This is a genomic window from Longimonas haloalkaliphila (genome assembly GCF_055379825.1).
This window is the reverse complement of record NZ_AP043948.1, coordinates 1830325-1855956: the sequence shown is the minus strand read 5'-3', so window position 1 is coordinate 1855956 and position 25632 is coordinate 1830325. Positions and strand designations below refer to the sequence as shown.

Genomic DNA, 25632 nt, shown 5'->3' with positions numbered 1-25632 from the left:
CGCTCAAGGCGTTAAGCAGCTCAGCTTGAAATATTTCTTGCTCAGTCGGTGAGTACTGGGCAAAAGAATGCATCACAACCTCCGAGGATGAGCGCATCGAGCATAAGCGTAGCGAAGGGTCTTCACTACGTTGACATTTGCACGTATCCCGAAAGTACCCCTACAGCGCAACGACAAGAGAAGTCAGTATCAGAACGATCGCTACGGCCAGCAGAATCGTAAGTACCCGGTTCTGCGTTGCCGTTGCTTCTGATAACTCCTCAATCTGTCGGCGATTCTTTTCAACGTCGGTTTTTACCTCCGCAATATGCTGACGGACGCGGTTAATGCTGGCATCTGTACTCTCTTGGGCAGCAGCGATTTTATTATTGGTGTTCGCGATGGAGGTGCCCAGTTCTTCCTTGAACTGTTTAGCCGATCGTTTGGTCTCAGCCACATCTTCTCGAATAGTCGCCGCCGACTGCTTTTGTGTATGGGTGTTCGCCGCCAAATCATCATTTACCTGTTCGACCTGTTGACGTGTGCGGTCGATGTTGGCGATCAGGCTCTCGTGTGCCGCCTCAACCTTTTTGTTCGTGTCTGAAATTGAAGCACTAAGCTCGTCCTTGATCTCGTCTGTTGACTGCTTTGCTTGATCTAATAGGTCCTTGACATCTGCAGTCAACTGCTGCTTCGTCTGATTGATGAGGGCCGTAGCGCTTTCAGAAAGCTCTTGGACGCTCTCGCTGTGCGCCTCCGACACCCTCTGAAGACTCATATCCACGTGTTCGTTGAGCTCTTGAAGCTGGCTTTGATGGCGGGATTGGACGGTCTCCTGAAACGCGCGCAGTTGTTCTGCGGCCGATTGAAGACGGTCGGTCTCCGTTTGAAGCTGCTCAAAGCTGTCGGCAGCAAGGTTTTGCATCTGGCCCAGCAGTGCGTCAAGACCGTCAACAACGTCTGATACGTTGTCTGTTAGTTCGTCAACTGTTGCTGCACTCCGGTCAATCTGTTCAGTCGCGGACTTGAGGCGTTCTAATTCTGTGACCAGCTGCTCAAAGCGGCGCTGGGTCTCTATGATGTCAGTTTCCATTGGCTTCCTCTATGCCTAATGAGTGGTTGAATTGAGCAAGGTGCTGAGCGGTACGCTCGACCAGAAACATGTCGCGATCCGGACGCATCGATGCCTCTACCACTGAACTGATTTCAGCAAGCCGCTGGTGAAACTGTTCCAGCGTGTCTAAGATGTCGTTCCAGGACGTTGAGGGGCTCTGTACAAAAGAGGTGAAGCCCCGTCGGTAGGCCTCGACCGCTTCTACCGAGGGTTCGAAACTGGCCTGTGTTGTGTCGTTTTCCTCGAAGGCGACAGAGTCGAGAACCAAGATGCTGAACGCATTCAGAACCTGAATCACGGCATTCTCTCCGGTCAGGGTCGTCTGAAGTCGTGCACAAGCTCCTCGAAGATGTTTGGCATTGTCGAGTTGCCCGCCGAGTTCATCTGGAGGATTAAATACGAACTCGATATATTTATCAACGATAGCAAGCGACTCTGTCTGACCTTGATCAAGGTCAGAAAGTAAATACTCGCCGCGGGCGTATTTCGATGTGAAGTAGTAAACGATGCTATCTCGGAAGTGCGATTCCCCTCGGTCAATGCCCTCCTCGCATAAGCTACCCATGTAGTCAATGGCATGCTTTCGCTTCCGGGCAACCTCTTCATATACAAACTCGGTCTGTACCCAAAGACAGCGCTTTATCAGAGAAGGGGTCTCATGGTTGTATTTGGGACTATCTATTTTTTGAAGCCACTCTTCAGTGCTTTTCTCGCCAAGATACCGGCGCAGGTATTTTTCAAGACGCTCTCGATAGTAAGCTTCAGACTTGCCTGTGAAGCGTACATTCAAGACCTGATCCTGATAATTGATGCTGTAGTCATCAATCACTCCAAGTACCGAAAGTCGATATAGCGCCCGTTGAGTATCTGTCGGGTTGCGGATATTGGGGAAGCAAGATCGAAAAAAGGCTTCTGTCTCCTCGTCTAAAGACAGCTTAGGAGAAAGCTTGGAACGTCTCTCATTACGAGATCTGACATACTTTCTATACTGGTAGTAGAGCCGTTCAATGAAGTCATCTTCGTCATGGCTGAAGTTATAAGCAGCTCGGACGACCTCATCGGCAACTACGTACTCGCTATCATCGTCGTCGAGTTGACCCGTCTCCTTCAATTTAGATGTCATATTCTGTACGACATCGCTTGTAAATGCGATCGGGAGCTCTATCTCACTATTAGCATCTCGATTGCGGAGCTGTGGAAGGATGCCAGGAGACTTAGGCAGTGTTTGAAAACTCGAGTTTTCGAAAGCAGCGTCGGGTGAACGCCAGTTTGACCATGGCCAAGTAGCACCGAGCATACTTCTCATAGCGGGTGGCGAGCCGGCGACACTCTTTGAGCCAGCCGATCAGTCGCTCAATCACGTTTCGCTTTGCGTACATCCCCTTGTCAAATACCGGAGGTCGTCCCTTTCGGCGCCGCTTGCGCCCTCTTCCGGGGCGCCGTTCCGGGATCATCGCTTGGATCCCACGCCGCCGCAGATAGTGCCGGATGTGCTGGGCATCGTATCCCCGGTCGGCAACCAGCATGTCGGGACGTGTGCGCGGGCGGCCCGGCTGGCGACGCGGAATGCGTACCGTGTTCATCAGCGGCTTCAGATGAGGCCCGTCGTGGCGCTGGCCCGCAGAGAGACAGGCAGTTAGCGGCACCCCGCCTGAGTCACACACAAGGTGGATTTTGGTGGTCAAACCGCCTCGCGAGCGTCCAAGGGCCTCGCACGAGCCCCTTTTTTCTTGGGCGCTCCCGCAGCAGCTCGGCTGGCTCGAACGGAGGTCGAGTCAACCATCCAAGTCGCGTAGTCGATCAATCCGTGTTCGTCGAGTTCAATCTGCAGCCGGTCAAGGATCCGGTCGAACAAGCCAATCGCTTCCCACCGACGAAAGCGCGAATAAACCGTCTGCCACTTGCCGTACCGCTCGGGCAGGTCGCGCCACGCCGCCCCGGAGCAAAGAATCCACAGAATGCCATTGAACAGCCTACGATCGTCGAGGCGAGGCCGCCCCATGGTCTGCTCGGGAAACAGATCCTCGATCAGGTCCCACTGTGTGTCGGTGAGTTCGTAGCGGCGCATCGGAAAACAGAAGTTGGTGATCAGAAACTGGTACGGCAGTCGTTAAGATACCCAATCCAAGACTTTTCAAACAGAGCCTAGTTCGAGTTAGGTATTCGGCATAGTCACGGGTGTCTGATTCTGCCTTGATCGTCTCACGCACGACCTCCAAAACCTTCTGACTGTCATCTTTAGAAACGCCCTTCCGATATTTGCCAGGGTTGATCCGACGGAGATCGTCAAGATGGAGACAGCCGTAGCACATGCGTTTATCAGGGTTCTCACGCCACTCCCCATTCACGTAAAGTAGAAAAGGTTCGTCCCCGTCCTCATTGGGAAAGAGAGAAAGCCGAACTTGAGCAGAGAACTTATAATCATGAGTCAGCCTGTCTTTGACTGTTTGCTGTATGCTCCGAACGAAGAAGCCATCTTCATAGTGGACCTCTTCCAGGAGTTCACCCAGAATGGCTTTTTCGCGGTCAAGGCCCTTAAATGAGTTTCGGTGGAAGCTCTTGTTGGCCTTGAGGTCGCAATGGTGGTAGAGAATTCCACAGATCGCAGGCTCGCCATCACGACCTGCGCGTCCTGCCTCTTGATAGAAATTCTCGACGGAACTCGGCACACTGTAATGCAAAGTAAACCGGATATTGGGTTTGTCGATACCCATCCCAAACGCTTTCGTCGCCATCATGAGGTTCGCACGATTGCGGATGAAGCGTTTCTGGTTGTTTTGAGATGCTGAAGCTTGCTTCTGTACCCAAGACTCTTTGACGGTGTCTGCGCCCTGCGTGCTGAAGTAGGTTACTATTTCAAGAGATGGAATGCGATCTTTAAGTCCCTTCGGTTTGAGGTAAGGTTCGGGGTCATCGTCGCTCTGTTTATTCCCATAGTTTCCCGGCCCATCACGCAGCGCAAGTACGCCATTAGCCAAACTGGGAGATTTCGTCGGACAGAAGATGAGACCCGCATTTTCATACTCACCGTTCTCGTTCGGGCCCAGAAAGGTATTAAGACTGGGGGCCTCGCTGTCGTTGGGAGGGTCTTGAAGCTCGTGGATTTTCTTCGTGACATGTTCTTGAATAAAGCGCTCAGCCTCATTGTATTTGTCCCAGCTTAGCTGCTCCTCGCGTACATAGAAACGCTTCGTAGGGTCGACGTGGTCAACGTCGACTTCTGTCCCGATGGGTATAATGTCAAAGTTCAGTTCCTTGCGGTCAATCGCCTGAGGGGGAAGGGTTATAACAGCATCCTCTCCCATTCTCAGTTCACGTTGTACATCTGCCAGTACATCAAAAGAAGCAGTAGCAGTAAGCCCAAAGAGCGGGAGACGGCCACGGTCTGGGAGGCCATAGTTTGCCTGTTCAGATGTTTCAGACAAGACATGTCGGGAAGTGCAAAACTCTTCCAAGTTATCGGCAAGATGTAAATAGACGTGCCGAAAGTCATGGCCCCACTCTGATACGCAGTGGGCTTCATCAATGACTCCGTAGGAGAAACGGACCCCATCTTGCAGGCTCTCCTTGAACGCCTGCCGATATGCTGGCATCTGAAGGCGCTCGGGGGCGACAAACAGGAAGTTCAGTTCGCCCCTTTTTAGCTCTTCTAATACTTTTTCTTTCCTTTCTTTTGAGTACAACGAGTTGATATAGTCGCTTGCATTCATTTGCTCCTCGCACAACTTTTCGTACTGATCCTGCATGAGCGAGTTGATCGGGTCTACGATGATGGTCGTGCCAGGCTGCAGCAGGCCACAGATCTGGTAGGTAAGCGACTTGCCGCCGCCTGTGGGCAGAAGTCCGATGACGTCTTTGCATTGAAGGGCACGATCAATAATTGCAGGTTGCCCCGGATAAAAGGCGCGCTTCCGAAACGCATTCTGAAGGACATATATTAGGGCGTTGTGGCGCGCCTCATCGTGAAAGTTGAACTTCTGGACTTCCTGATCTTTGCCTTCCTCTCGGGTGCGGTGGACCGTTCCGATCGAGGGATATGCGATGCGATCGGCGAATACGCGCCGTTTAGGCCACACAGGGGCGTCCGTCAAGCCGAGGCTGTCGTGATGGATGATCGTCAGCCGTTTGGCAGACGAGGAAGCCTGATCGTTTTCTTCTTGAGCCGAAGTCGACCTGTTCTCGGATGCACCGGTGGCAGCGTCATGTTCGAAATCGATATGCAAGTCCGCACAGTGCGGCTCATCTACGTGTGCGATGTAACGTGATGAGGCCTCCGTCCCGTATCGAAGTGTAGTCAGTTGATACAGAAGGTGCGATAGATCGGTACAGATAGCCTCAACAAGTTCAGAGTCGAGGCCCTCAACATACACACGGAGTTCCTCGGTTCCGTCGTGCTGCATAGCTGAATCCTTATTCTGCAGCATCGCCCACACGATGGTAATTTGGAGGTGTGCGGCGTGGATCAGATTACGGCTGAGGCGGAGGATATGCAATGGACACTCACCAACACGCTTTGCGACATCAGCCAAGTCTTCTGAGGAAGCCTTGAAAACATCGGCCAGATCATCTGCATCAACCCCATCCCAGAAGGCGTCATCTGTTACGATGTGTATGGATGGCCCCTCGTCCGTTGGGGCTGCTCCCGCCTCAGGTATATACCGATCGATCAGCCACATGCTTAAATCCAACGAGGCGCGGGTGGGACGTCCGCGACAGAGATAATTGTACGCGACGGCTAACGTCGAATCAATCGGATCAGACGGTGGATCTGTAGAAAGGCCTTTTACACCAAACCGACCCACCCGGCGATAAAACGCATCCAGTACATTGTCCTCATGTTCGGTATCCTGTTCACTAGTATCCTGATCGCTACCTTCGTCGGCTTCAGTACCTGTTTCTTGACACGTTTGTAGGATAGAACGGATGCGGGTATCGACCTCATCAATGAGAAACCCTTCCTGCGGTCTGGGAACTGAAGCGTCAGCACTGTCTCCACGCTCTACATCGTGGCGCTCTGCCCTGGGGAGCACCGAGCTATTGGTATTGGAAACGGCTACTTCTGAGGAGTGCGAGTCGAGCGTTGCATCCCCAACCGAATGATTAGCCGATTCGAGTGATGGTCCGGGTTGATCAAGGGTGACAACGTTGCGGGCAACCAATTTCCAGAAGCAAGACACGAGCGTCTGTGCATTTTTTCCCGCTTCGTGAACAGGCGCCTGCCTGGTCCCTGACAACGCTTCAGAGACCTGATTCAGCCGAGGCCAGCCTCCATCTGTCACTCCTTCCCTCTTGCAGAAATCGGCTGTTGACTGCATGGTGCAGACCGCAGGCAACTTCCCAAGAGAGGTCGAAATGCCTATGCGCTCGTACTCGGCCAGAAGTACGTTCAGGGTAAACCGTGAATTGTGAGTGACAACAAGATCAGCATCCTTCAGGCGGTCATTCAACGCACTCAGGACTGTCTCCAACTCATACCCGGCGTTCAAAGCATCTTCGGTAGCAATGCCATGGCGGCTTGCTGCCTCTTTGGGAATGGTAAACCCATTCGGACATACGATATAACTCTCCTTAGCAAGTCGTTCGCGGCTGTGCGAGTACGCATGCCAGGCAACCTCCACAAGGCGCGGCCAGACCTCCACATCGGAGGCCGACAGTTCTGAAGAGAGGTCGGTAGTTTCCAGAGCAAGAAATAGTATCACTGGCACTTATGCCGTGTTGAAAAGCAGGCTTCGATCCGGATTGTAATCATGCAAGAGGAAGAGGTAGCACGTCAGAGTGAAGGGGGAGACTGTACGGTAGTCGGGAAGAGCAAGTATGGATGCAAAGATATAGAACTAATGGTGCTGCAGAGCCCAGCTTAGGCTTTTATGGATTTGTGCTTTCGCATAGCGCACCGGCAGAGACACCTATGTTGAGTAGAGCGAGCCGCAAGTTCTATTGCAACATCCACAAAGTAGCATGTACCGAAAGCAGAGCGAGTGCATGAGCACTGCCTCTGCTGCAGCACACTTATTCGTCCCCCGTAGACGACACGTATTTCTGGCGGATCTTCTTGGCTGCCTTCTGAACAGCAGCAGCATCCCCATCAAATTCCGCCGACACTTTTTTCAGTTCAGCACCGCCCCGGTCGCGGCCGCTCTTATCAGAATTCGGGTCTACACCTGCAAACCGTCGCAAAGTCATTTGAATGGCAGCAGGACTTCGGTGATTGTGCTTCTGCAGTTCAGAGGGGTACACCCCGAGTTCGCGCAGCTCGTCGCTTAGATCACGCACTCGCTGATTACCGGCAGACAACGTGCCCTCTTGGAGATAGAGCTCAAGTGCAAGAATGAGTTCATCACGTTTCCAAGGAAGGTTTTTCGACTTGGTCATAACAGAGCTGAAAAATTATGAAGGAGAAAAAGTCCTACAACTCAACTGATATGAGATGTATTGATAACTGGTATGCGCGCAAAAGGTAACGAGCTATAAACTCAGTTGCAATGCCCACTCTGGGTTGCCCATCAGGCAAACCTAAAACGAACCGTTCAGGGGCTTTGTGGGACTCATGTAGGCCAACAACAAGCTCTGCGTTGCTATTCCCCCTCATAGCGCTGCTCGCCATTGGGTCCGACGTAGCGGTAGAGGGTGGCCTTGGAGATCTCAAACCGCTCGCAGATGCGGCGCACGGGCACATCCGGATCCCGCATCAGGGCTTGGACCTCGGGGAGATCCTGCTCGGATAAGGCGCGCGGCCGCCCCCCAGTTTGCCCTCTCGAACGAGCCGCGCGGAGGCCTGCCATGGTGCGCTCGCGGTTTAAGTCCCGCTCAAACTCCGCCAGCGCGCCGAAGATATGAAACTGAAGCCGCCCGGCGCTGGAGGTGGTATCAAGATTCTCCTTGAGGCTCTTGAACTGAACGCCCTTGTCCTTGAGGGTTTCGACCTTGGAGATCAGGTCTTTCAAAGAGCGCCCAAAGCGATCGAGACGCCAGACGACGAGCACATCGCCCTCGCAGCCTTCCTCTTCGAGCGCATCGGTCTGCAGGTCCAGGTTCTGTTCGCCGGTGGAGACGCGGGCATATCCGATGTGCATATCAAGCAAGAGCTATATGAAAGCGACAGCCATTTACGTGCGGTGCGCCCGAAAAGTTGGATCGGTCATTCTGCTGAAGTATGATCACGAGTGCCAAACAAGGGTCGGCCAGAACGCACTGCTTTCTGTTTTTTGATACCTGCGGGTTTTGTGTCTGCGGATCAATGGTGCCTGCGAATCAACTGAACTTATCCCTGCTTTGCGAGTGTTTTGTCAAACATAGGCGCGTTTGCGATCATTTTGGCAAGCCTACAGGCGATATCTCAAATGATTGCTGCCTTACGAGCATTCTGTCAATAGCGCACGTGGTCAATAGCCGCGAGTGTTTTGCCAAGCGCCTACCATTCTGCAGTCGCGTTCTCACATTGGCGAGTCGATTACCATTAGCTGATTACCTGTCAGAAGCCACAAGCACGTTCATGTCACTCACGCTGGATCGCCTTCCGAACAAGCCGCGCACGAGTTGGAACGGGCGAGGTATGCCAGAGCCCGGTTGGCCATGTGGATACAGCGCGCTGATCGAGCACTTCGAGCTATCGATTCCGGCTCCGCCCCGACTTGCGATGGTCGCAAAGCGCCATGAGCCGGAGGAGGCGGCCCGTTGGTGGGTCCTTCCTCGCCGGCGGAAGCCCGATGATACCCTAACGGATCATCTGGAGCTGGCACTCAAGTTGGAGGGCATCAGCCTGGCCGTCTTGAACGCGCTTTTTAAGGAGATACCTGCAGGGGTGCTGAGCTCGTGGGTGGGCGGGTCTCCAACCGGCAAGTACACGCGCCGCATCTGGTTTCTGTATGAGTGGCTCACGGGACGCAAGCTCGGGGTGCCCGATGTGAAGGGGCGCCCAGCGGCCGTGGACGTGGTCGATCCGTCGCAGCAGGTGGCCTTGCCAGATGGTGAGCTTTCGCGTCGGCATCAGGTACGAAATAACGTGCCGGGCTCTCCGCGTTTCTGCCCGATGGTACGGTGGACGGAGACGCTGAAAGAGAACGTGCGTGCGGAGCTGGACCGAGAGGCACGTGAGGTGGTCGGGCGTACCCATCCCGACGTGACCGCACGGGCAGCGGCGTTCCTGCTGCTAAGCGATAGCCAGTCCTCGTTCGAGATCGAAGGGGAGTCGCCCCCACGCGACCGCATGCATCGCTGGGGACAGGCCATTGCTGAAGCCGGGGCGACCGAGCTCACCGCCCGAGAGCTCGTCCGGCTTCAGCGCATCGTCATCGGCGACGAACGCTTCGTAACGATTGGTCTGCGCGAGGAGGGCGGCTTCATCGGCATGCGCCACCGGCGGACCAGCGAACCGCTCCCCGAGCATATCAGCGCCAAACCGGAGGATCTACCTGACCTCGTGGAAGGTGTGATCGCGTACGTCGAGCGGGCCCAAGAGCACGACATGGATCCCGTCATCGTAGCGGCGGTGGCGGCCTTTGGCTTGGTCTACATCCACCCGTTCGAGGACGGAAATGGCCGGGTGCACCGGTGGCTCATCCACCACGTGCTCGCCGAGGCCGGATACAATCCGCCGGAGCTTCCATTTCCGATCAGCGCGGCCATCCTGCGCAACATTTCTGCTTATCGTACCGTGCTTCAGTCCTACTCGAAACCGCTCCTTTCTTTCATTGAGTGGGAGCCGACCGGTCGTGGCAATGTGCGCGTGTTGAACGACACGGCGGACCACTACCGGTTCTTCGATGCGACGGCGCACGCCGAGTTCTTGTACGGCTGCGTGGAGGAGACCGTACGGCGCGACCTGCCGGAGGAAGTGGCCTACCTCGAAAGCTACGATCGTTTCGTAGAGCGGGTGCGATACGTCGTCGAGATGCCATCCGCCATGTATGACCTCTTGCACCGCTTCCTACGCCAGAACGAGGGAACGTTGTCAAAGCGAGCCCGCACGAAGGAGTTTGCCGAATTGACAGAGAGCGAGGTAGATGAGATCGAGACGATTTTTGCTGAATGCATGGGGTAGGGCGGTGGCGAAGCAGCTGGACTCTTTGGTACCGCCGGTTCTGCGAACAACCCGGTGCTGTGAACAGCTGTGAACAGCATGGGACCCTCGCCGCTCACCGAGGGCGACCTCAGCAGGTTGCAAAGTTCCGAGTCCGGGCCGCTCGGCCGTGGCGCCGCTGAGCTCAACGGTAAAGACGCGCTCGCAGCCTTCGGATTCGAGGGCGTCGGTCTGAAGGTCGAAGTTCTGTTCGCCGGTGGAGACGCGGGCGTCGCCAATGTGCATGGGAAGCGACAGCTATTCGTGAGCGACAGCTCCTTGGGAAGTCTGAACTGATTCAGGAGTCAACCGCGGTTGACTCGTGGTTTGTATCAATACCTGAAAGCTACAACAACAATCGATACAATTTGTTTTGATACGTCTTTTGAGACGTTGAGGTAGAAGAGCGGAGCTGCTTATACCTATTATACGGGGGGCAGAGCGCATGGGAGATTCGTCTCAAAACAGACTGGTTTTGAGACGGATACAAGTTAAAAGCAGGTAGCAGGCATTTTCCTCTTTACGCGGGTCCTCAGGCGGGTCTTCGAGATCAGCAAAGGAGTCCAAGAGCAGCTTCCGCAATATCTTTCGATTGCCTTGGGCAGGATGCAGGATTGCTGACGGGGGCACGCGGCTCGTGTGACGCGGCCCAGGCGATCTTGGATCAGGCCCCAGATAGCGAGCCGCCCCCCGAAGACCGGCGCGTTGACAGCCCAGGCGTTGACACGGGGGAAACGCCAATGACGCCCTGAGGCGCAAACTCACAGTGCCGATACGCGAGAGATCGAATCTCTTCTGTGACACTGCAGGAAACGATTGTTAGTTTACAACGTATTGCCCTTTGCATCATGATCCTCAGGACATGATGCAAAGGGCTAACAAGTCAAAACACATGAAAGACACCTTTCTTGTCCTCACTAAACTTGCTGAAGAGGCCCGACACATCCTCTCTTCCTGGCGCGCCCATGTGATTCTGAGGCGCGAACGGGACCCTTATTATCCTGAAAAGAACGTCGACCGCGTATTGTCCCGTCTCCGACGCGACGAGTTGATTACTCCGATCAGAGGCCAAAGCCTGTTCAAGATCACGAGCCCCTATGCCCGTCGGAGCCTCAATATCTATGAGTTGGCTAGCGAAGCCTATCCGCTGGACATTCTGTCTCATTCCTCAGCTCTTGAGATCCACCGCCTCACCGATCAACGATCCCGTGTTATTCACCTATATGAGGGGACGTCCTCGCCTGGGACGGTTGTCAAGCGGACAAGCCGGGAGGCATCCGGTCCCATTGTCCCCGTTGGGACAACGCCCGAGGAATGGCGCACGCACGCCCTTCCCCGGCGCGTCCGAGTAAAGAGCTACGAAGACTTTACGCTCAAGACCCACCGGTTGAAAGAAGACTGGGTATTCGGCCATAGCACCCCCTCGGTCCAGGGCGTTCCAGTCCGTTGCACAGATGTTGAACGCACGCTAATCGATGGGCTGAAACAGCCGAGTTACTGCGGAGGGCTCAGCGAAGTATTCCGGGCCTGGGTTCGCGCCGACCCTGACCCGAACCGGCTGGTCGACTATACCGAACGGCTGGACCAGCTCATTCTGTATCAGCGTGTGGGATTCGTTATGGAAACGCTCGGCATGCATCACGCTCACTTTCCCCGGTGGAAAGCCGAAAAAAGCCCGAGAGGAGGCTCCCGCGTGCTCAATCCTGACAAGGAGTACGCATCCTCATACAGCGAGGAATGGAATCTCTCGATCAACCATCCCATCTCTATTCTCGACACCGAAGACGCTTCGTATTCGTAGACGCGATTTAGGACAGGTCCCATTAGGGCAGATCCAAGGCTTCAACAAACTGAATCACTTGATCAAAGGCCGCCTCAAAAGGCGGAAGGGTCTCGCCACCGGGAAGACGACTGGCAATATCTTCGTAGCCGACCGAAGCCCGCTCGCGCACCTCGGGATTTGTAAACATATCACGTGTTACTTTATCAACGCCCAGTCGGTCGTGGCTCTTCTTTTGGAGGTACATAGCGATGTTCTCCTCACTGAGAATAGCTCCAACGTGGGTGGTGAAAAACCAAATGTCGTAGACGTCGCCGGGCCGATTCCGCTTGCGCTCAACTTGCTGAAGAAGAGACCGCAGCTTCTCCGCAATAATATCGTCGAGGCCCGAGACATGGAGATCGATGTTGCCTGCACTTCCACTGTCGACAGACACATACTCATCCGCGCACACGACCTCGTTCAGCGTGATTTCCAGCTTGACGACATCGCTAAATGGCGGATCTCGATCTTCTAACTCGCTATAGCCCACCTTAATTTCCAATGCTGGGAATTCCCTCGGGTCATGGTTCCCGGGGTGAATGTGCGTGCTCTGGACAATCAAAGCCGCAAAGTCGTACATCGGAGCGATGTCTTCCAGGGCTCGATTGAGGCGTTCTTCGATGTCTTCGAGGAGGACTTGCGTCTTTTCGTGGGGCTGGTCTGGAAAGGCCTCCGTTGAGCTAAAATCAACATCTACTGAGCTCCGGGGACTCTTGTAGGCTAATCGGAGCGCGTTGCCTCCTTTGAGTACAAACTGTTCATGGAGCTTGTCATCGAGGGACAGCGCGTGCAGCACAGCATAAATCGCGTCATCATCGGGGAGATGAGGCATAGGCTACTCAGCAATTAGATTGATCAAAACGAAGCCCTTCAAGGGCTACCTCATTGAGTCTTACGCCACTAATGTCAACCTGCCTGTCCACGAACGCAAGATATCGATGGACAAGATATCGATGGAGATGTGAGGAATCATTCCAGCACCCCTTTAGCTTTTACAGGTCTACTTGTACCTCGCTAAACTGTCAAGTTCGTTTCGAGAAAGACCTGCCGACAAGCGCGTAACCACAGAAATCTAACCATATCTCTTCTATGGCCCGCCACCATTCAAAGTAGAGACAAAGTGTTCTATTGGTATCTGCCGGCAAGAGGCGTGCACAGGTGGGCTCGACGTATAGTATATCGAGTTCGTTATAAGGCCTGTTATCAGGGGTCGATACCTGATAAGCAGGTAGCAGAACAGGCACGATGAGGCATCAGGTCTGTTCTGCCTGCTATTTCCCTGTACGGTGCATACAATGAGAGAAATGCGATTAGATTACTGCCACTCTGGCTGTATTCCTTCCGAGATGCGATTCTCCACGATGCTCAGTCGAGCCTTCACTGTAGTCATTTGCTCGGCTTCATCCATCTTTCTGAATACATACCCAGTGGACGCGACTGCAACTACGCCAGCAGCAGCACCGATGCCCCCAAGAACTACCATTCCTCCAGTCATTCCAAATCCTCCGGAGGCAATAGATCCTCCCCCCCACCATGCAAGAGCGGCATTTTTGGCGGCGGCTCCACTCAATGACGAAATAGCCGTTCCTGTGCTTGCTGTGCCCAGAGCAGTTGCTCCACCAACAGCCGTTACAGCAGCTCCTTTCGCAGCTATCACCTGTGCTGTAGAGCGTGTCAACATACGCTTCGACTGTTTGCCGCCCATCTCTCCCAGGAAGTACATACCCGCGAGGTAAACAGTAGAACCAATCACGGCGCCTCCCGCGGTCCCCAACACTCGACTGATCGACTGACCTGCAATATGCTGCACAGGCATCATTTTGACCAATTGTTGGCCGACTGTCGTGTTGATGAGCGTTCCATGTATTGCTGCGCCAAATACATAACCAGTTCCCGAAGATAGCGCAACCATTGCACCCTGCCTTTTGGTACTGTCCCAGTCGACTTCTCCATCGAATAGACGCTGGCTCGTTGCCTGCACTAAAACCGACAAAATACCACTGATCGCAGCTACACCGAGAGCGTGTACTGTTCCCATTGTGTATCGTATGTACCGACCGTCCCGAGTGGTGAGACCCACCGTTTCAGCAAAGTCAGGGTTGTCAGCAAAAAATTTCGCCAACTTCTTGGCGACGGGAGAAGGTACACCTTCATCCTCAAGAGTGGACTGAAACGCAGATTGTATGCCCTCACGAATCTTCTCAGGAAGCTCTCCTGGCTTGTAATCGATTACCTCGCGGACTATGGCTCCGTTAGTCCCTACGACAGGATTTCCATCTTTGCCTAAATGAGTGAGGGTAATGCGGTGGGTTCCCTCTTCCACGTTGTAGTTAAATAAGCGAGATCGATAGCTGATTACACCGTCTCCTGCTCCCTCAACTATCTTGGCTGCATTCTTGAGTTGCCGCTTGATATCTGCCGTCGTATATCCCTTTGGGACTCGCACGTTATAAACGTCGTTTTCTTTCCAAACATCTGCGGTCTGGCTGCCGGAAAGTGGAACCGCAATGGAATCGACATTCTCTGGAACGATAGTTCGCTCAATTACCGAATCGCCACTTTCCCAAATAGTGTCCCGGTATATTTGAGCTGGCGTGCTCATCCGTGGACGTATCCATCCATCGCTCATTTGAAGGCCATCCTTGGTCATTCCCAGCCTTGAAGTGTTATACTTTGCTTCCACAACCAACGGATTCCGTATTCTACCTTGGCTGTCAGCTCGAAGGTAAAGTCCATCCAGCCCATGAATACTGTTTCTTGCAGGAGACGAAACCCAGTTTCCAGTTCCTCGCAAGAATTCTTTAGTCATGACTTTATCCATGACATATTCCCCCAAACGTCCCTTTGCAGCACTGGAAAGCCCATCCGAACCGCTGTATAAGAAGACATCAGAGGCCGGCATAGCATGTTTAAGTCCTATAGCAGCGGCTCCTCCCGAGGCAAGAGCATTAGTGCTCACGCGCATTGCAAGACGAGTAGATCTGCGTCGGCTTCGAGCTTTAGAAAAGGATGAGTCGGGAGGAGAAGAAACAGGTATAGGCATAGCAAAAGGGAGATATAGTATAGGAGTTACGCACTTGAGGGTAGGATGTAAGTTGGATCCGTCAAATAGGCCCGGATGGCCTCCCGAATGATGGCCGTTTTTGACTCGTAGAAGCTGATCGCTGTCTCCACGCGGTGTAGTTCCAGCCGCAAAAAAGCGCGGATCGACATCTGAATGTGATTGTGCTGCGCCTGGATGCTCTGGCATTGCGAGCGCTCGGCCCCACAATATTGCTTGAGCCTGCGGTGATAGGTCTCTACGCCCCAGGCGCGGCGTGCAAGCTGCTTGCGCTTCGCTTCGGGCATCTCCAAGTCGTTGGTCGCCCAGTATTGCAGTTTTTGCGTGCCCCCATCTTCCGCGTTGGCATCTTCCGCGTTGGCATCTTCCGCGTTGGCATCTTCCGCGTTGGCATCTTCCGCGTCTTCGTCTGTGGAGACGGTCCGGAAGACCTTGACAAAGCCGAATCCCTTCAAGTGCACCGTCCGTCCCGCTTCGGGAATGGTAATCTCCTGAATCTGTCGGTTGAAGGTGTCGTCGGGATTGACTTTCCGGTTTTTCTTCAGCCGCGTGAGAAATGTCCATCCCAGATCTCGAACCGTTTTTAGGTTGTCCAACCCACTGTACCAGCTGTCGAACAGGACGTGTTTGGGCTCAAACCCTCGTTCAGCGGCGGTGGCGGCCATCTCACGAAAGTGCTCGTTCTTCGTCTTCCCGTCTTTCTCGTAGAGACGAAAGTCACAAGGCACGTGGGGCTCCTGCTTTTCTTCCTCCAACTGCCCTTCTTCCAACTGCTCCTCTTCCAACTGCTCAGGCAACGACGGATTCGAGGAGCCCCGCCACAGAAGCGTCAGTAAATTGATGCCTTTGACCACATCCTTGTGCTTGCCGCTCCAGTGCCAGGTAACATGCTCAATCTTGTTGGCGTAGGGCTTATCCAACGTCGTATCGTCGAAGATCAACAGTCCCTCGTCTTTTTCCACGACCGGCTCCGCTTCCTGCCACAACGCCTCCGTATCTGGAGGCCGTCTCTGCAACAGGCGGGTGAAGGCGTCGTGCGCCGGAGCATTCTTCCCTTTGGGATACGAGCGGGACGCTTCGGTGCAGGTAAACTCCTTCTGCGCGGCAATCAGAAAGTGGATGTAGTCGAGGTCGTCGACTTTGGGAGGATTCATCGGGAGACCTTAAATCGGCATTGTAAAGCGTGGATAACTTGAAACTACAAAAATTATTAGGCAACTGCGTAAGTCCTATAGTAGACAACCAACAAGTGTGCGATAGGCAGCTAAAAAGCCTCGATGGGATGAGGCGTAACATCGTGAAGCCGCTTGAGAGCGTTGAGTTTGCGACCTTTTTCTTCGAAGTCCGACTCGCTTTTTGCTTTCTTGAGATTGTTGTATAGCATTTCAAATACTTCAGCATAGCATCGGTCAACCTCACGGGTCAAGTATTGCCGGTCAATCTGACCAAGCTCAACGACGGCATCGGAGAGCTTCTCCTGATCACCAACAAGGCCTGTCTCTTTCTCGCCATCCTCAAGTGCGTCTCTAATTGCATGCATTGCATATTGATTGTATGCCTGATGACGACGTTTCTGGAGCCTTTCGATGGCTCCCTGAACATCGTCGAGAGTCGAAATAGCCTCCGTCACATAAACGTCAGTCTGTAGTTGTGAGACTGTTTGGTTTGTGTCTTGAAGCACCTGCTCCATTTTGCGGATCCCTCTGGTGAATCGTCTATCCCCTGTTCTGTGTGCCTTACCACTGGGTAGGTTAACTAATGCATCCATATAAGAGTCTTCTGAGAGCCCGCTGTGACGCTCTAATAACGTATTCCACAAGCGTTCGTCCTCTCGCTTGCGCTGGGCCTCTGTAACTTTGTTTGATGTTTCCTCAAAAAGTCTAATAGTCTTGCCAATCCGTTCCTTTCTCTCTTTCTCCGCTACCCTACGTTTGGTAACTAACTGTCGTATGACCTGCTCTGCTGACTGAAGAAGATAGGCAGATGCGGTTGCACTATCTTCGTTAGCAGCCGCATCGATGGAAGATCGCGCTTCGCTGAGAAGTTCATTAATCTCAAGTGCTGATTGCAGCCGGTGCACATATGCTTGAAGCCCACGTACTGCTTCACCGTCCCGATACTGAATCAAGGAGTGAACATTGCGCGCGAGTTCGAGAGCCTGGCGCACTTCCGAGGTGTTGGAGGGAATATCGTTTTCAAGACCATCCTCGCGCCACTGTTCAAGCGCTTCTTCTGCTTCTTTGTCTTCTTCAGACACCTCCATGCTCGCATCGGAGGCATGTAATATAATAGCACGAATACTGTCGAGATGCTCAGTGAGAGCAACCACATCCTCAACGTGATCATCAGCGACATGCTGAGCCTGTTCGAGTAGAAAGGCTTCAGCCTGATCACAGCGCTCGAGAATTTCGCTGTCATCTGTATGCTCAACAGATCTCAATAAGAGGTTTACATACTCTTCGAGAGCGTCAATGTCATCAGGGTTCTGATGAATAGTGTTGACGAGCCGAAAGAGCTTTAAGCGGCGATCGCTATCTATCGAAAGAAGAGATCTGAAGCCTTCGTCTGTAGCCTCGGAATCTGCTTCTAAATCTTGATTTTCAACGCCAAAAGCAGCTTGGAAATGATCGATAGTTTGGCTGAGGGGGGAGGAGTCCATGATACGTGGTTTCGAGTTTTGGTGCGTATAGAAGATGTACGAGGCACACGCTCTTAGGATGGTCGACAGCATCTGGATGTAGGCTCATCGTAAACATGTGCCTGATTTTTTGGACACATCTCATTAGTGAGATCAAGTCATGACAGTGTCCAGGATGATATGATCGTCTCAATCACCGAAGCCAGCGGTTAACAACTTGCTTAAGAGTCCACCGGACGCCACTTTTGAGCATAGGATACCCCTTGATGGATTCAGCCAGATGAGGACCGTAGCGATAGTACAATGCTACGGATACACGTCCCATAGTCGTAGGCTGCAAGACAACATCCCGGAAAGCACGAAGGCGCATGACATCAGGATGGTCGTAGTCACCGTATACCACTGTGGCGACGAAGCACCCGTTTTCTGACCTGTCAACAGCTCTGTTTCTGTTCTTGTCTGGCTTTTCGTCCCCTGAGACCTGAGTGTAACACGACTCGCAGAAGTACCATCCGGGTCCTGAATGTCCCATGTTGTCTTCGAAAAACTGTACCTCTCCCCAGTCCATAGGTGCATGACCTCGCTCTTCTGCGTCCTGCATCCACTCCTTGAGAAGTTTAGCCTCCATACGGGCAAGGGCTTGCTCTGCCTCCTGTCGTTCTGATCGGCCAGCGTCAGGGGAAACCGCATAGAGTCCTGAGGAACCAATATCAGGCTCAAAGAAGAGAAGATGCTCTTCATGATCGAAGCAAAAACGGGCCTCACATCGGGGACACTCGTAATTCTCGAGAGACACCTTTTCCATACATCCAGGTGCTTGGCATCTGTCCATTATGCGTGATTAGCTACTTTGTGAAGGATTATTTAAATGCGAATCGCATATTCGCGGGTGTTTTTCGCAGATGGTAATTGTACTCAGTCACCACAGCGGTGGCATCTGGCGGTAGGCATCGGGGGCTGACAAGACGGCTCCAGACAGCTGTCCAAAAATGCCGTGGATCTCGGTTTTATTGCGCAAGGTCGCGTCCGCATCCACAAAGTAAAACAGCTCCTTGAAGGCGCGCTGCTTGGTCATGCCTACGAGCCCGGCACTCAGCCACAGCTCAAGGAGGTTGCCTTGCAGGGCGTTGAATACCCAGTTGTACTCGATCTTCTCGACGGCCTGGTTGTTGCCGTTGGCTCCAACGGAGGCGGCTTGCATCAGGGCGTCATACTGAAGCCCTTCCGCATTCGGGCCCAGCGAGTCGGTCTTTCCCTGTACGCGATCATCCACGCGCTGCGCGCTGCGCTGATTGAGCTGCTGACTGGACGCTTGCACAGACGACAACGCAGACTGGATGTCCGGCTTCGCGTTAGAGCCATCAAAGTATGAGCCCGCCTCTGCGGCAAGGGTGGAGGCCCAAATCGAGCTTCCCATGACATTCGATGCCATCTTCTTGGGATAAGCAGTCGCCGAATACCGATTGCGCCACTTGTTCAGGGAACGGCGCTTCGCAGCAAGACGCTGCTGAATAAACTCCATGACGTGATCTTGCGTGAGTCCGATGTCGCTGATTGTAGTAGCCATACAGGAATTAGAAGAGTGGTACAAGGCAACGCGTCGTGTTACGCGTTATGCGATGGCGACGTATAGAGCGGTTCGAATCGGCCGACACCGCCGGGGTTGGGATCCACCAAAAGAGGCTTGAAATAGGCGGTAACAGTCTGCAAGACGGGTGGGTGTAGGTCGCTGTCATTGACAGAAGAGTCCGTCATGGCCCCAGCCGCTTCACCAATCGATGCACCCGCCAGTACGCGCCGCTGCCACCCGTAATACGCTCCCAGTACCGTATGATAGTACGTGTACATATACTCAACCTGCTGGAGGGAATCGCTATTTCCTCGCGCTGCTCTCTGTGCGGCAGATCGGAGCGGAGACAGGTTTAAATCCACAATCCCGTCTTCATTCTCAAAAAAGGGCCGGAAAACTTCGCCGGTATCTTCGTACACTGCACGTCGCTTGGACGCCAACATATTTTTTGCTTTTGAATCAGAAAGGGCGTCCCCTCCTCCCATATTCTGTTCAAGAAAAGCACGTCCCAGTTCGGAGGCGACGATTGTCTCCCCGGTAAGTTGAATGGCTACGGCACGTGGGTAAATTGCGCTCTGACGCGCCCATCTGAACGCCGAAAGACGATTGTTTGCGTTGCGAATAACACGCTGAAGCGAGGACTCGCTCAGGTCGACCAGCAGAATGGAGTCGAGCCGCATGAAGGGTTTTGTGCCAGAATAATCCAGTCGATTGCTTAGATTCGACTTACTGCTTGAGGGACGGTCCCTTTGATGCTGCGCTGCAGACGAAGAGGCAGATGACGAGGATGTGCTTTCTTTACTTGTTTCGGAAGAGGATGTCTTGCTTGTCTTCTCGGAAGAAGTACCCTCGTCATTGAAAAACAAGTAGATAAAATATAAGATAGCAATTGCACCTATTAACTCCATGCGTAAGTATTTTTTGTAAGCGCTTCGATGCGTTCAACAAAACAGCTCAACCAGAAAATGCGATCTAAAATCGGACCTGCTTCCAAAAGTAGAAAATGAACAATTTTGGATAGACAAGCGCATTTCATCATTGCTGCTGTGCATATTACCGACACACAACCATCACAAATGTAACGTACATAGTTCGTCATGGCGCTATATACCCCGAAACTTCATAACTTAATATCCACCGGACGCCCACTGTCCGGGGGCAGGGCGGCGGACGTATAGCCCTGTGCATTGGCGCTCTGCTCCAGCAACGACTGGCATGCCTTAAGGAGATGGGCCACGCCTCTATTCTGAGTCTATTCTGAGCACGCCCTTACCCGGATGCGTACTATGCGCTAATAAGAATCCGGCAAAACGAAGGTAGCCCAGTCCACGCTGTTGACGGACCGTGTACATTCATGTACGTTGTATCTCTGATCCTCAGCCGTTGTGTATCGCCGATGCACGGTTCCGGACTCTCTCCCTTCGAAGTTATACCTGCAGTCATGGAATACAGCGCGGCATTTACAGCCGGGGCGCTTCTGCACCAGGAGTCGGTGCAGGTCATCGCTGCCGTGCAGGAGCATGGCGACCTGCAGGCGGCAGATCCGGATGTGCTGACTGCGAACTCGAAGCGGGCCCGCGAGCGAAAGACGAGAGAGGTTGTGCGGCGCCTGCAACAGATGGAGCGCTCGGTGTGGCGCGATTTTCTCGACGACTCGGTGGCTGAACAGAAGATGACGCTGTACTATGGCGCGCTGAAGACGTATCGACTCCTCTTCGACTTTCACATGGACGTGGTGCTACCTCGGTGGCGTTCGCTCGACCGTACGATCACTCCGCACGACGCACGACGTTTTCTGGAACGACGGGCCGACCAGCATCCCGAGCTCGACACTTGGAGCCCCTCGACCTGGCAGAAAGTCCGGCAGGTCATGCTCAAGATGCTCAGCGAATCAGGGCTCCTGTACGAGAATACGCTGCAGGCGCCCGCACTGCCCAACGCCTACTGGCATCGCTTTGTGCGCGTAGGCGACATTTGGTTTCTGGAGGCGGCCCTGCTTAACGAACGTACACGCACCGCTATTCTTGAGGCGGCTACGTCGTAGAACCAACTCCCAATGCATCTGGCCTTGCGCCTGCTTTCCGCAATACTGACTGTTTGATTCCTCTCGATGTTATGGCCGTATCGCTGCTGGATGACGTTTTTGAACTGCTCACTGAGCCCGACTTCCAGAAGCCGGGGTCGGGGCTGATGAGCTTCCCGGCCTACGTGTACGTCTATCCTCCTGATCAGGAGTACGCCTTTCGCGAGGCGCTGCCCCAGCTGGCTGAGCGGCTGCAGCGCGCCAACGTCGGGCAGCATCCGCTCATTGCCAATGTGTACGACGCGTTTCAGGCGTACCTGTCCAACCAGACACTGGGCAATCGTTCGCTCCTCGACCGCATGGTAGAGGCCGAAGCCGACGACCCCGATAAGGTCAATCGCCAGCTGAAGCGTCACGCGCGCTCGGCCGAGTTCACGGCCTATCTTGCAGAGCGCTTTGCCGACTTCGTGCATGAAGACGACGATCAGGCCCGCACCTACGTCTTCGTGCATGGCTGGGGATCCATCCATCCGTATTTGCGCACCAGCACGTTTCTGGATCAGATGGAACCGCATCTTCGCGGATACAAACTCATTCTGTTTTATCCCGGTACGTACGTCAACGGGGCCTTTCGCCTGTTTGGCAAGCTGGAATCGGATGAGGTCTACCGGGCCAGCTGTCTGAATGAACGCATCGAAGGCGATGCCCTCGGCGCCTAACGCCCTGGAGCAGGCGCTGTGCTATGCCGCCTCAAGGCATCCACCATGGCACGTCGCTTCGTACCCCCTACACTCTTTCTTACTGCCATCAGCCTCCACATCCAACATGCCTGAACGATTAGCCGAACTGTACGAACGCGATATCGACCGCCGCATCGATCCGGTGGCAACAGTCACCGAACTCTCCGATGACTACGTCGAGAAGGAGATCGAGGAGTATTTCTTCACCGATACGCTCTTCACGCACCTGCATACCTTTCTGGACAAGCTCACCTCCGGCACCGAAGGACGCACCGGCGTCTGGATCAACGGCTACTACGGATCGGGGAAGTCGCACTTCCTGAAGTACATCTACTACTGCCTCTCCGATCACGTGGGCGACAAGGCCCTCGCTCATTTTGAGAATAGCCTGAGCAATTACGACGGCGACCCGCTCGACCAGCCGGTTGCAGAGGCAGATGCCCGTGCAGTGAAACGCGGCCTGCAGGCCCTGAAGGTCGACCCGGTGATGTTCAACATCAAGAACGTGTCAGACGATGACCGCGGGCAGCGGAGCGTCACGAAGACGTTCTACAAGCGACTGAATGCGCATCGGGGCTATAACAAGTCAAACCTGCAGATTGCCCGGTTTGAGAAGCATCTCGATGAGCAGGGGGCACTGGCAGCGTTCAAGGAGGTGTTTGCCGACCGCACCGGCGACGACTGGGACGCCAAAGCGACGGATGCGGTCAACTTAATACTCCATGATGTGGTCGCAGCGGCTGATGCTGTGGCGAATATCGACACCGAGGCGGCGCGCGCGTCGCTGCTGCGCGAGGCGTCGGTAACCACCGAGGAGTTTGTCGACGAGTTGGAGCGCTACCTGGCCGAGAAGCCCGACGACTACCGGCTGGTCTACCTCGTCGACGAGGTCAGCCAGTACATGCAAGGGGAGTCGAACCTATTGGTCGACCTGCAGACGATCGTTGAAGAGATTGGCGACCGCATCGGCGATAAGATGTGGGTGGTGTGTACGGCACAACAGGAGCTGAAAGAGCTGGTAGAGACGGCCAAAGAGAAGCAGCAGGCCGACTACAGCTATGGCAAGATCATCAGCCGGTTCGAGACCTACCTGCCGCTGGAAAGCCAGCAGGCTGATCTCATCACGAAAAAACGGGTGCTCTCAAAGAATCCAGAAGCCAGCGAAGCCCTCCGCACGTTCTTTTCAGAGCACGAAACGGCCGTGCGCAATCAGTTTCAGACCAGCGGCAGCGCGCAGTACCGTGGCTACGCCGACCGGGAAGAGTTTGTGGCTGCGTATCCCTTCGTACCGTATCAGTTTAGACTGATCGTGGAGGTGATCGACGCGTTTGCAAAAGCCGACTTCCTGGTGCCGGGTACGGCGGGCACCGAACGCTCGCTCATCGGGCTGGCTCACGAGGTCGCCATCCAGTGCAAGGACGAATCCGTCGGCTACTTCGTGCCCTTCGACGAGTTCTACAACGCACGCCTGGCCGACAAGCTGACCCACCATGCCCGCGGCATCATTGCAAATGCCATGCGGCTCAAAACGGTCTCGCAGGATGCGTTTGCGCAGCGCGTGGTGAAGGCGCTCTTCCTGCTCTCAAACATCGCACGTGACCAGAGCATCGACTTTCCCGCCACGGTCGACAACCTGGCGTTCATCCTCATCGACACAATCGACCCCAACTGGTCGGAGCTGAAGCGCAAGACACAGGCGGTGCTCGACGCGCTGGTTCAAGAGAACGTGGTGAGCGAGTCGGAGGGCACCTACCGGTTTCTCCAGGAAGAGGAGATCCGCGTGAAGCGAGAGATCGACAACCAGAACATCACGCTGCACGACCGGCTGAAGGCGTTTGCTGACCGGGTCATGACCGAGGAGGTCAAGTGGTCGAGCCGGGTGAAGCTCGAAGGCACGAGCGTTCAACTACACCTGAAGATCGACGACTACGAGGAAAGCAGCACCGGCACGGCTACGGTCGAGGTGCTGCTCTATGCCAACGAGGACCCGGGCGAGCTCAGCTTCAAGCGTGAAGGGCGCGACCTGCTGCTGTGCCTGCATGAGCAGTTTGGGGAGGCGCAGCGGGCGCTCCTCGACAAAGCGGTGCGCATCAGTGCGTACCTGCAGGAGTTTCAGGACAGTGCCACCGGCGAGCGTCTGGAGGCCATGCACACGTTCAAAGACCAGCGCGACCGCGCCCTGAAGGATCTGCGGGCCTGGTTCCGAAAGGCGCTGGCTACCACCACGTATGTGTCAGACAACCAGCAGCTGGATGCGTCCGACAAGAGCAGCGGCTCGGCCGAGACGCTCTATCAGACGCTGCTTGACGAGCACCTGCACCGCGTGTACAGCAAGCGCGCCCTGGCCACTGAGTACGCCAGCAACCGCAGCACCGTGCGCCAGCAGGCGGCCCGCCAACAGATGGAGACCGATGATACGCCCACACCGGCCGAAATCGAGGTCAACCAGTTCCTGGCGCTGCACGGACAGCCCACGCTGGCCGATGTGATGCGCAAGTACGAGAAGCCGCCGTTCGGGTGGCAAGACACGGAGGTGCTGCACATTCTGCTGAACCTCGAAGCCAAGAAAAAGTGGGCCTTCAAGTGGAACAGCGAAGAGGCCGATCGCAAAACGTTTGTCGAAAAGGGCTTCCGCTCCGGCGAACAGGCGTCCATCACCCTCCACAAGCAGGAAGACGTGGACCCGGAGGTCATCGACAACGCGGTGACCGCCATCAACCACACGGTGTTCAACGAAACGCTGGTTGAGGCCTCGACCGACCCGCGCCGCCTTAAAGACCGGGTCGAGCAGGTGCTGTCGGACAAGGCCGACGCCGCCCGGGCCCAGGCGCAGCAGCACCGGGGCCGCCCGTTTGCGCATCACTTCGAGGAGCTGGCCGAGGCGCTCAACGCCGCCCGACAGGCACCCAACGCCGAGCGGCTCTTCAAGCAGGTTGCCGAGCGGGCCGACGCGTTGAAAGATCAGGTCGAGCGGGCGCATGAGCTCATCAACTTCTGGGAGCGCAACGGCGACACGTACCAGGCTATCAAGCAGTTCGTAAATAAGCACGCGGCCAACGACGACCTGCTCGACCCTACCACGACATCGCGGCTGCAGAAGCTGGCCTCGTATGTGCGCAGCGAGGTGCTACCCCACGAGCAGTTTCGGTCGATGCTCGACTACTACGAGGCCGCCCAGCAGGCCGTACAGGAAAAGGTGGACACGCTCCGCCAGCAGGCCGTGGATCAGTACGAAGACGTCTTCGACGATCTCGAAGCGCGCCAGCAAGAGATGGAGGTGGACAACGTGCTTCCCGACCGGTCGAACCAGCTCAACACGCTGCGCCGCACCGAAAATCTGGCCAGCCTGAAGCAGAAAATATCGACCGTCAGCGACTTCCGCGCCAGATACCTCCAGAGCCTAAACGACGCCGCGGCCTCCGAGCATGAGGATACCCCGCAGAAGCCCTCCGAAATCTTCGACGTGCGGAACGAGATCAACCGCTACGAGCTCGAAAACGAATCCGACGTCGACGACCTGGTCGATGACCTGCGCCGCAAGCTTCTGCGTCGCGTAAGCGAGGGCAAGCGCGTCATCCTCAGGTAACAGGCACAAACAGGCACGGACCACGCCCCACGGGCACCCCC

The 25632-nt window shown here is 54.7% G+C and carries 18 protein-coding genes and 1 pseudogene; 5 read left to right on the top strand and 14 right to left on the bottom strand.

The annotated features are described in order from the left end of the window. Positions 1-160: 160 nt before the first annotated feature. From ACZ48V_RS07310 to ACZ48V_RS07285, 6 genes and pseudogenes are all read right to left on the bottom strand, one after another. Positions 161-1072 (bottom strand): hypothetical protein, encoded by a 912-nt coding sequence (locus ACZ48V_RS07310; RefSeq protein ID WP_464543014.1) that lies wholly within the window; start codon positions 1070-1072, stop codon positions 161-163. Beyond that, the gene (locus ACZ48V_RS07305) at positions 1062-2216 is read right to left on the bottom strand and encodes a hypothetical protein (protein ID WP_464543012.1); all 1155 of its coding nucleotides are present in this window, start codon (positions 2214-2216) and stop codon (positions 1062-1064) included. The genes ACZ48V_RS07310 and ACZ48V_RS07305 overlap by 11 nt, the downstream gene beginning before the upstream one ends. Positions 2217-2307: 91 nt before the next feature. Beyond that, a pseudogene (locus tag ACZ48V_RS07300) lies at positions 2308-3095 on the bottom strand (IS5 family transposase). After that, positions 3067-6792, bottom strand: a complete 3726-nt coding sequence (locus tag ACZ48V_RS07295) for a DEAD/DEAH box helicase (RefSeq protein ID WP_464543010.1) — start codon at positions 6790-6792, stop codon at positions 3067-3069. The pseudogene ACZ48V_RS07300 and the gene ACZ48V_RS07295 overlap by 29 nt, the downstream one beginning before the upstream one ends. Before the next feature lie 310 nt (positions 6793-7102). Next, entirely contained in the window at positions 7103-7465 is a 363-nt protein-coding gene (locus ACZ48V_RS07290) for a hypothetical protein (protein ID WP_464543008.1), read from the bottom strand. Between the two features lie 203 nt (positions 7466-7668). Then, positions 7669-8166: a recombinase family protein gene (locus ACZ48V_RS07285; RefSeq protein ID WP_464543006.1), complete on the bottom strand. Its 498-nt coding sequence runs from the start codon at positions 8164-8166 to the stop codon at positions 7669-7671. Positions 8167-8585: 419 nt separating this feature from the next. On the opposite strand from ACZ48V_RS07285, the gene ACZ48V_RS07280 reads away from it, so the two are divergent. Next, complete coding sequence (locus ACZ48V_RS07280; protein ID WP_464543004.1) at positions 8586-10133, top strand: Fic family protein; 1548 nt, start codon at positions 8586-8588, stop codon at positions 10131-10133. Here ACZ48V_RS07280 and ACZ48V_RS07275 read toward each other — a convergent pair. Beyond that, positions 10044-10397 carry a recombinase family protein gene (locus ACZ48V_RS07275; protein WP_464543003.1) on the bottom strand — a complete coding sequence of 118 codons (354 nt, stop codon included), beginning with the start codon at positions 10395-10397 and terminating at the stop codon, positions 10044-10046. The genes ACZ48V_RS07280 and ACZ48V_RS07275 overlap by 90 nt on opposite strands. Positions 10398-11043: 646 nt before the next feature. Between ACZ48V_RS07275 and ACZ48V_RS07270 the strand changes: the two genes are divergently transcribed. Further along, positions 11044-11952 carry a type IV toxin-antitoxin system AbiEi family antitoxin domain-containing protein gene (locus ACZ48V_RS07270; RefSeq protein WP_464543001.1) on the top strand — a complete coding sequence of 303 codons (909 nt, stop codon included), beginning with the start codon at positions 11044-11046 and terminating at the stop codon, positions 11950-11952. 22 nt (positions 11953-11974) lie between these two features. Here ACZ48V_RS07270 and ACZ48V_RS07265 read toward each other — a convergent pair whose 3' ends face one another. The 7 genes from ACZ48V_RS07265 to ACZ48V_RS07235 all read right to left on the bottom strand — a co-directional run bounded on the left by ACZ48V_RS07265 (position 11975) and on the right by ACZ48V_RS07235 (position 19922). Next, a complete protein-coding gene (locus tag ACZ48V_RS07265; RefSeq protein WP_464542999.1) occupies positions 11975-12805 on the bottom strand; it encodes a nucleotidyl transferase AbiEii/AbiGii toxin family protein in 831 nt (276 codons plus the stop codon). Positions 12806-13288: 483 nt separating this feature from the next. After that, entirely contained in the window at positions 13289-14875 is a 1587-nt protein-coding gene (locus ACZ48V_RS07260) for a hypothetical protein (RefSeq protein WP_464542997.1), read from the bottom strand. Between the two features lie 167 nt (positions 14876-15042). Then, the gene (locus ACZ48V_RS07255) at positions 15043-16188 is read right to left on the bottom strand and encodes a transposase (RefSeq protein ID WP_464538259.1); all 1146 of its coding nucleotides are present in this window, start codon (positions 16186-16188) and stop codon (positions 15043-15045) included. Positions 16189-16298: 110 nt separating this feature from the next. Beyond that, the gene (locus tag ACZ48V_RS07250) at positions 16299-17693 is read right to left on the bottom strand and encodes a hypothetical protein (RefSeq protein ID WP_464542996.1); all 1395 of its coding nucleotides are present in this window, start codon (positions 17691-17693) and stop codon (positions 16299-16301) included. Between the two features lie 172 nt (positions 17694-17865). Further along, on the bottom strand, positions 17866-18204 hold the full coding sequence (locus tag ACZ48V_RS07245) for a CFI-box-CTERM domain-containing protein (RefSeq protein ID WP_464543111.1): 339 nt from the start codon (positions 18202-18204) through the stop codon (positions 17866-17868). Positions 18205-18591: 387 nt separating this feature from the next. Next, a complete protein-coding gene (locus ACZ48V_RS07240) occupies positions 18592-19239 on the bottom strand; it encodes a hypothetical protein (RefSeq protein ID WP_464542994.1) in 648 nt (215 codons plus the stop codon). Positions 19240-19277: 38 nt separating this feature from the next. Further along, positions 19278-19922 (bottom strand): hypothetical protein, encoded by a 645-nt coding sequence (locus ACZ48V_RS07235; protein ID WP_464542992.1) that lies wholly within the window; start codon positions 19920-19922, stop codon positions 19278-19280. A 761-nt stretch (positions 19923-20683) separates the two neighbouring features. Here ACZ48V_RS07235 and ACZ48V_RS07230 point away from each other — a divergent pair. The 3 genes from ACZ48V_RS07230 to brxC all read left to right on the top strand — a co-directional run bounded on the left by ACZ48V_RS07230 (position 20684) and on the right by brxC (position 25591). Next, complete coding sequence (locus ACZ48V_RS07230; RefSeq protein WP_464542990.1) at positions 20684-21286, top strand: DUF1819 family protein; 603 nt, start codon at positions 20684-20686, stop codon at positions 21284-21286. A gap of 71 nt (positions 21287-21357) precedes the next feature. After that, entirely contained in the window at positions 21358-21984 is a 627-nt protein-coding gene (locus ACZ48V_RS07225; protein ID WP_464542988.1) for a BREX protein BrxB domain-containing protein, read from the top strand. Between the two features lie 106 nt (positions 21985-22090). Continuing rightward, a complete protein-coding gene (gene brxC, locus ACZ48V_RS07220) occupies positions 22091-25591 on the top strand; it encodes a BREX system P-loop protein BrxC (protein WP_464542986.1) in 3501 nt (1166 codons plus the stop codon). Positions 25592-25632: the final 41 nt, after the last annotated feature.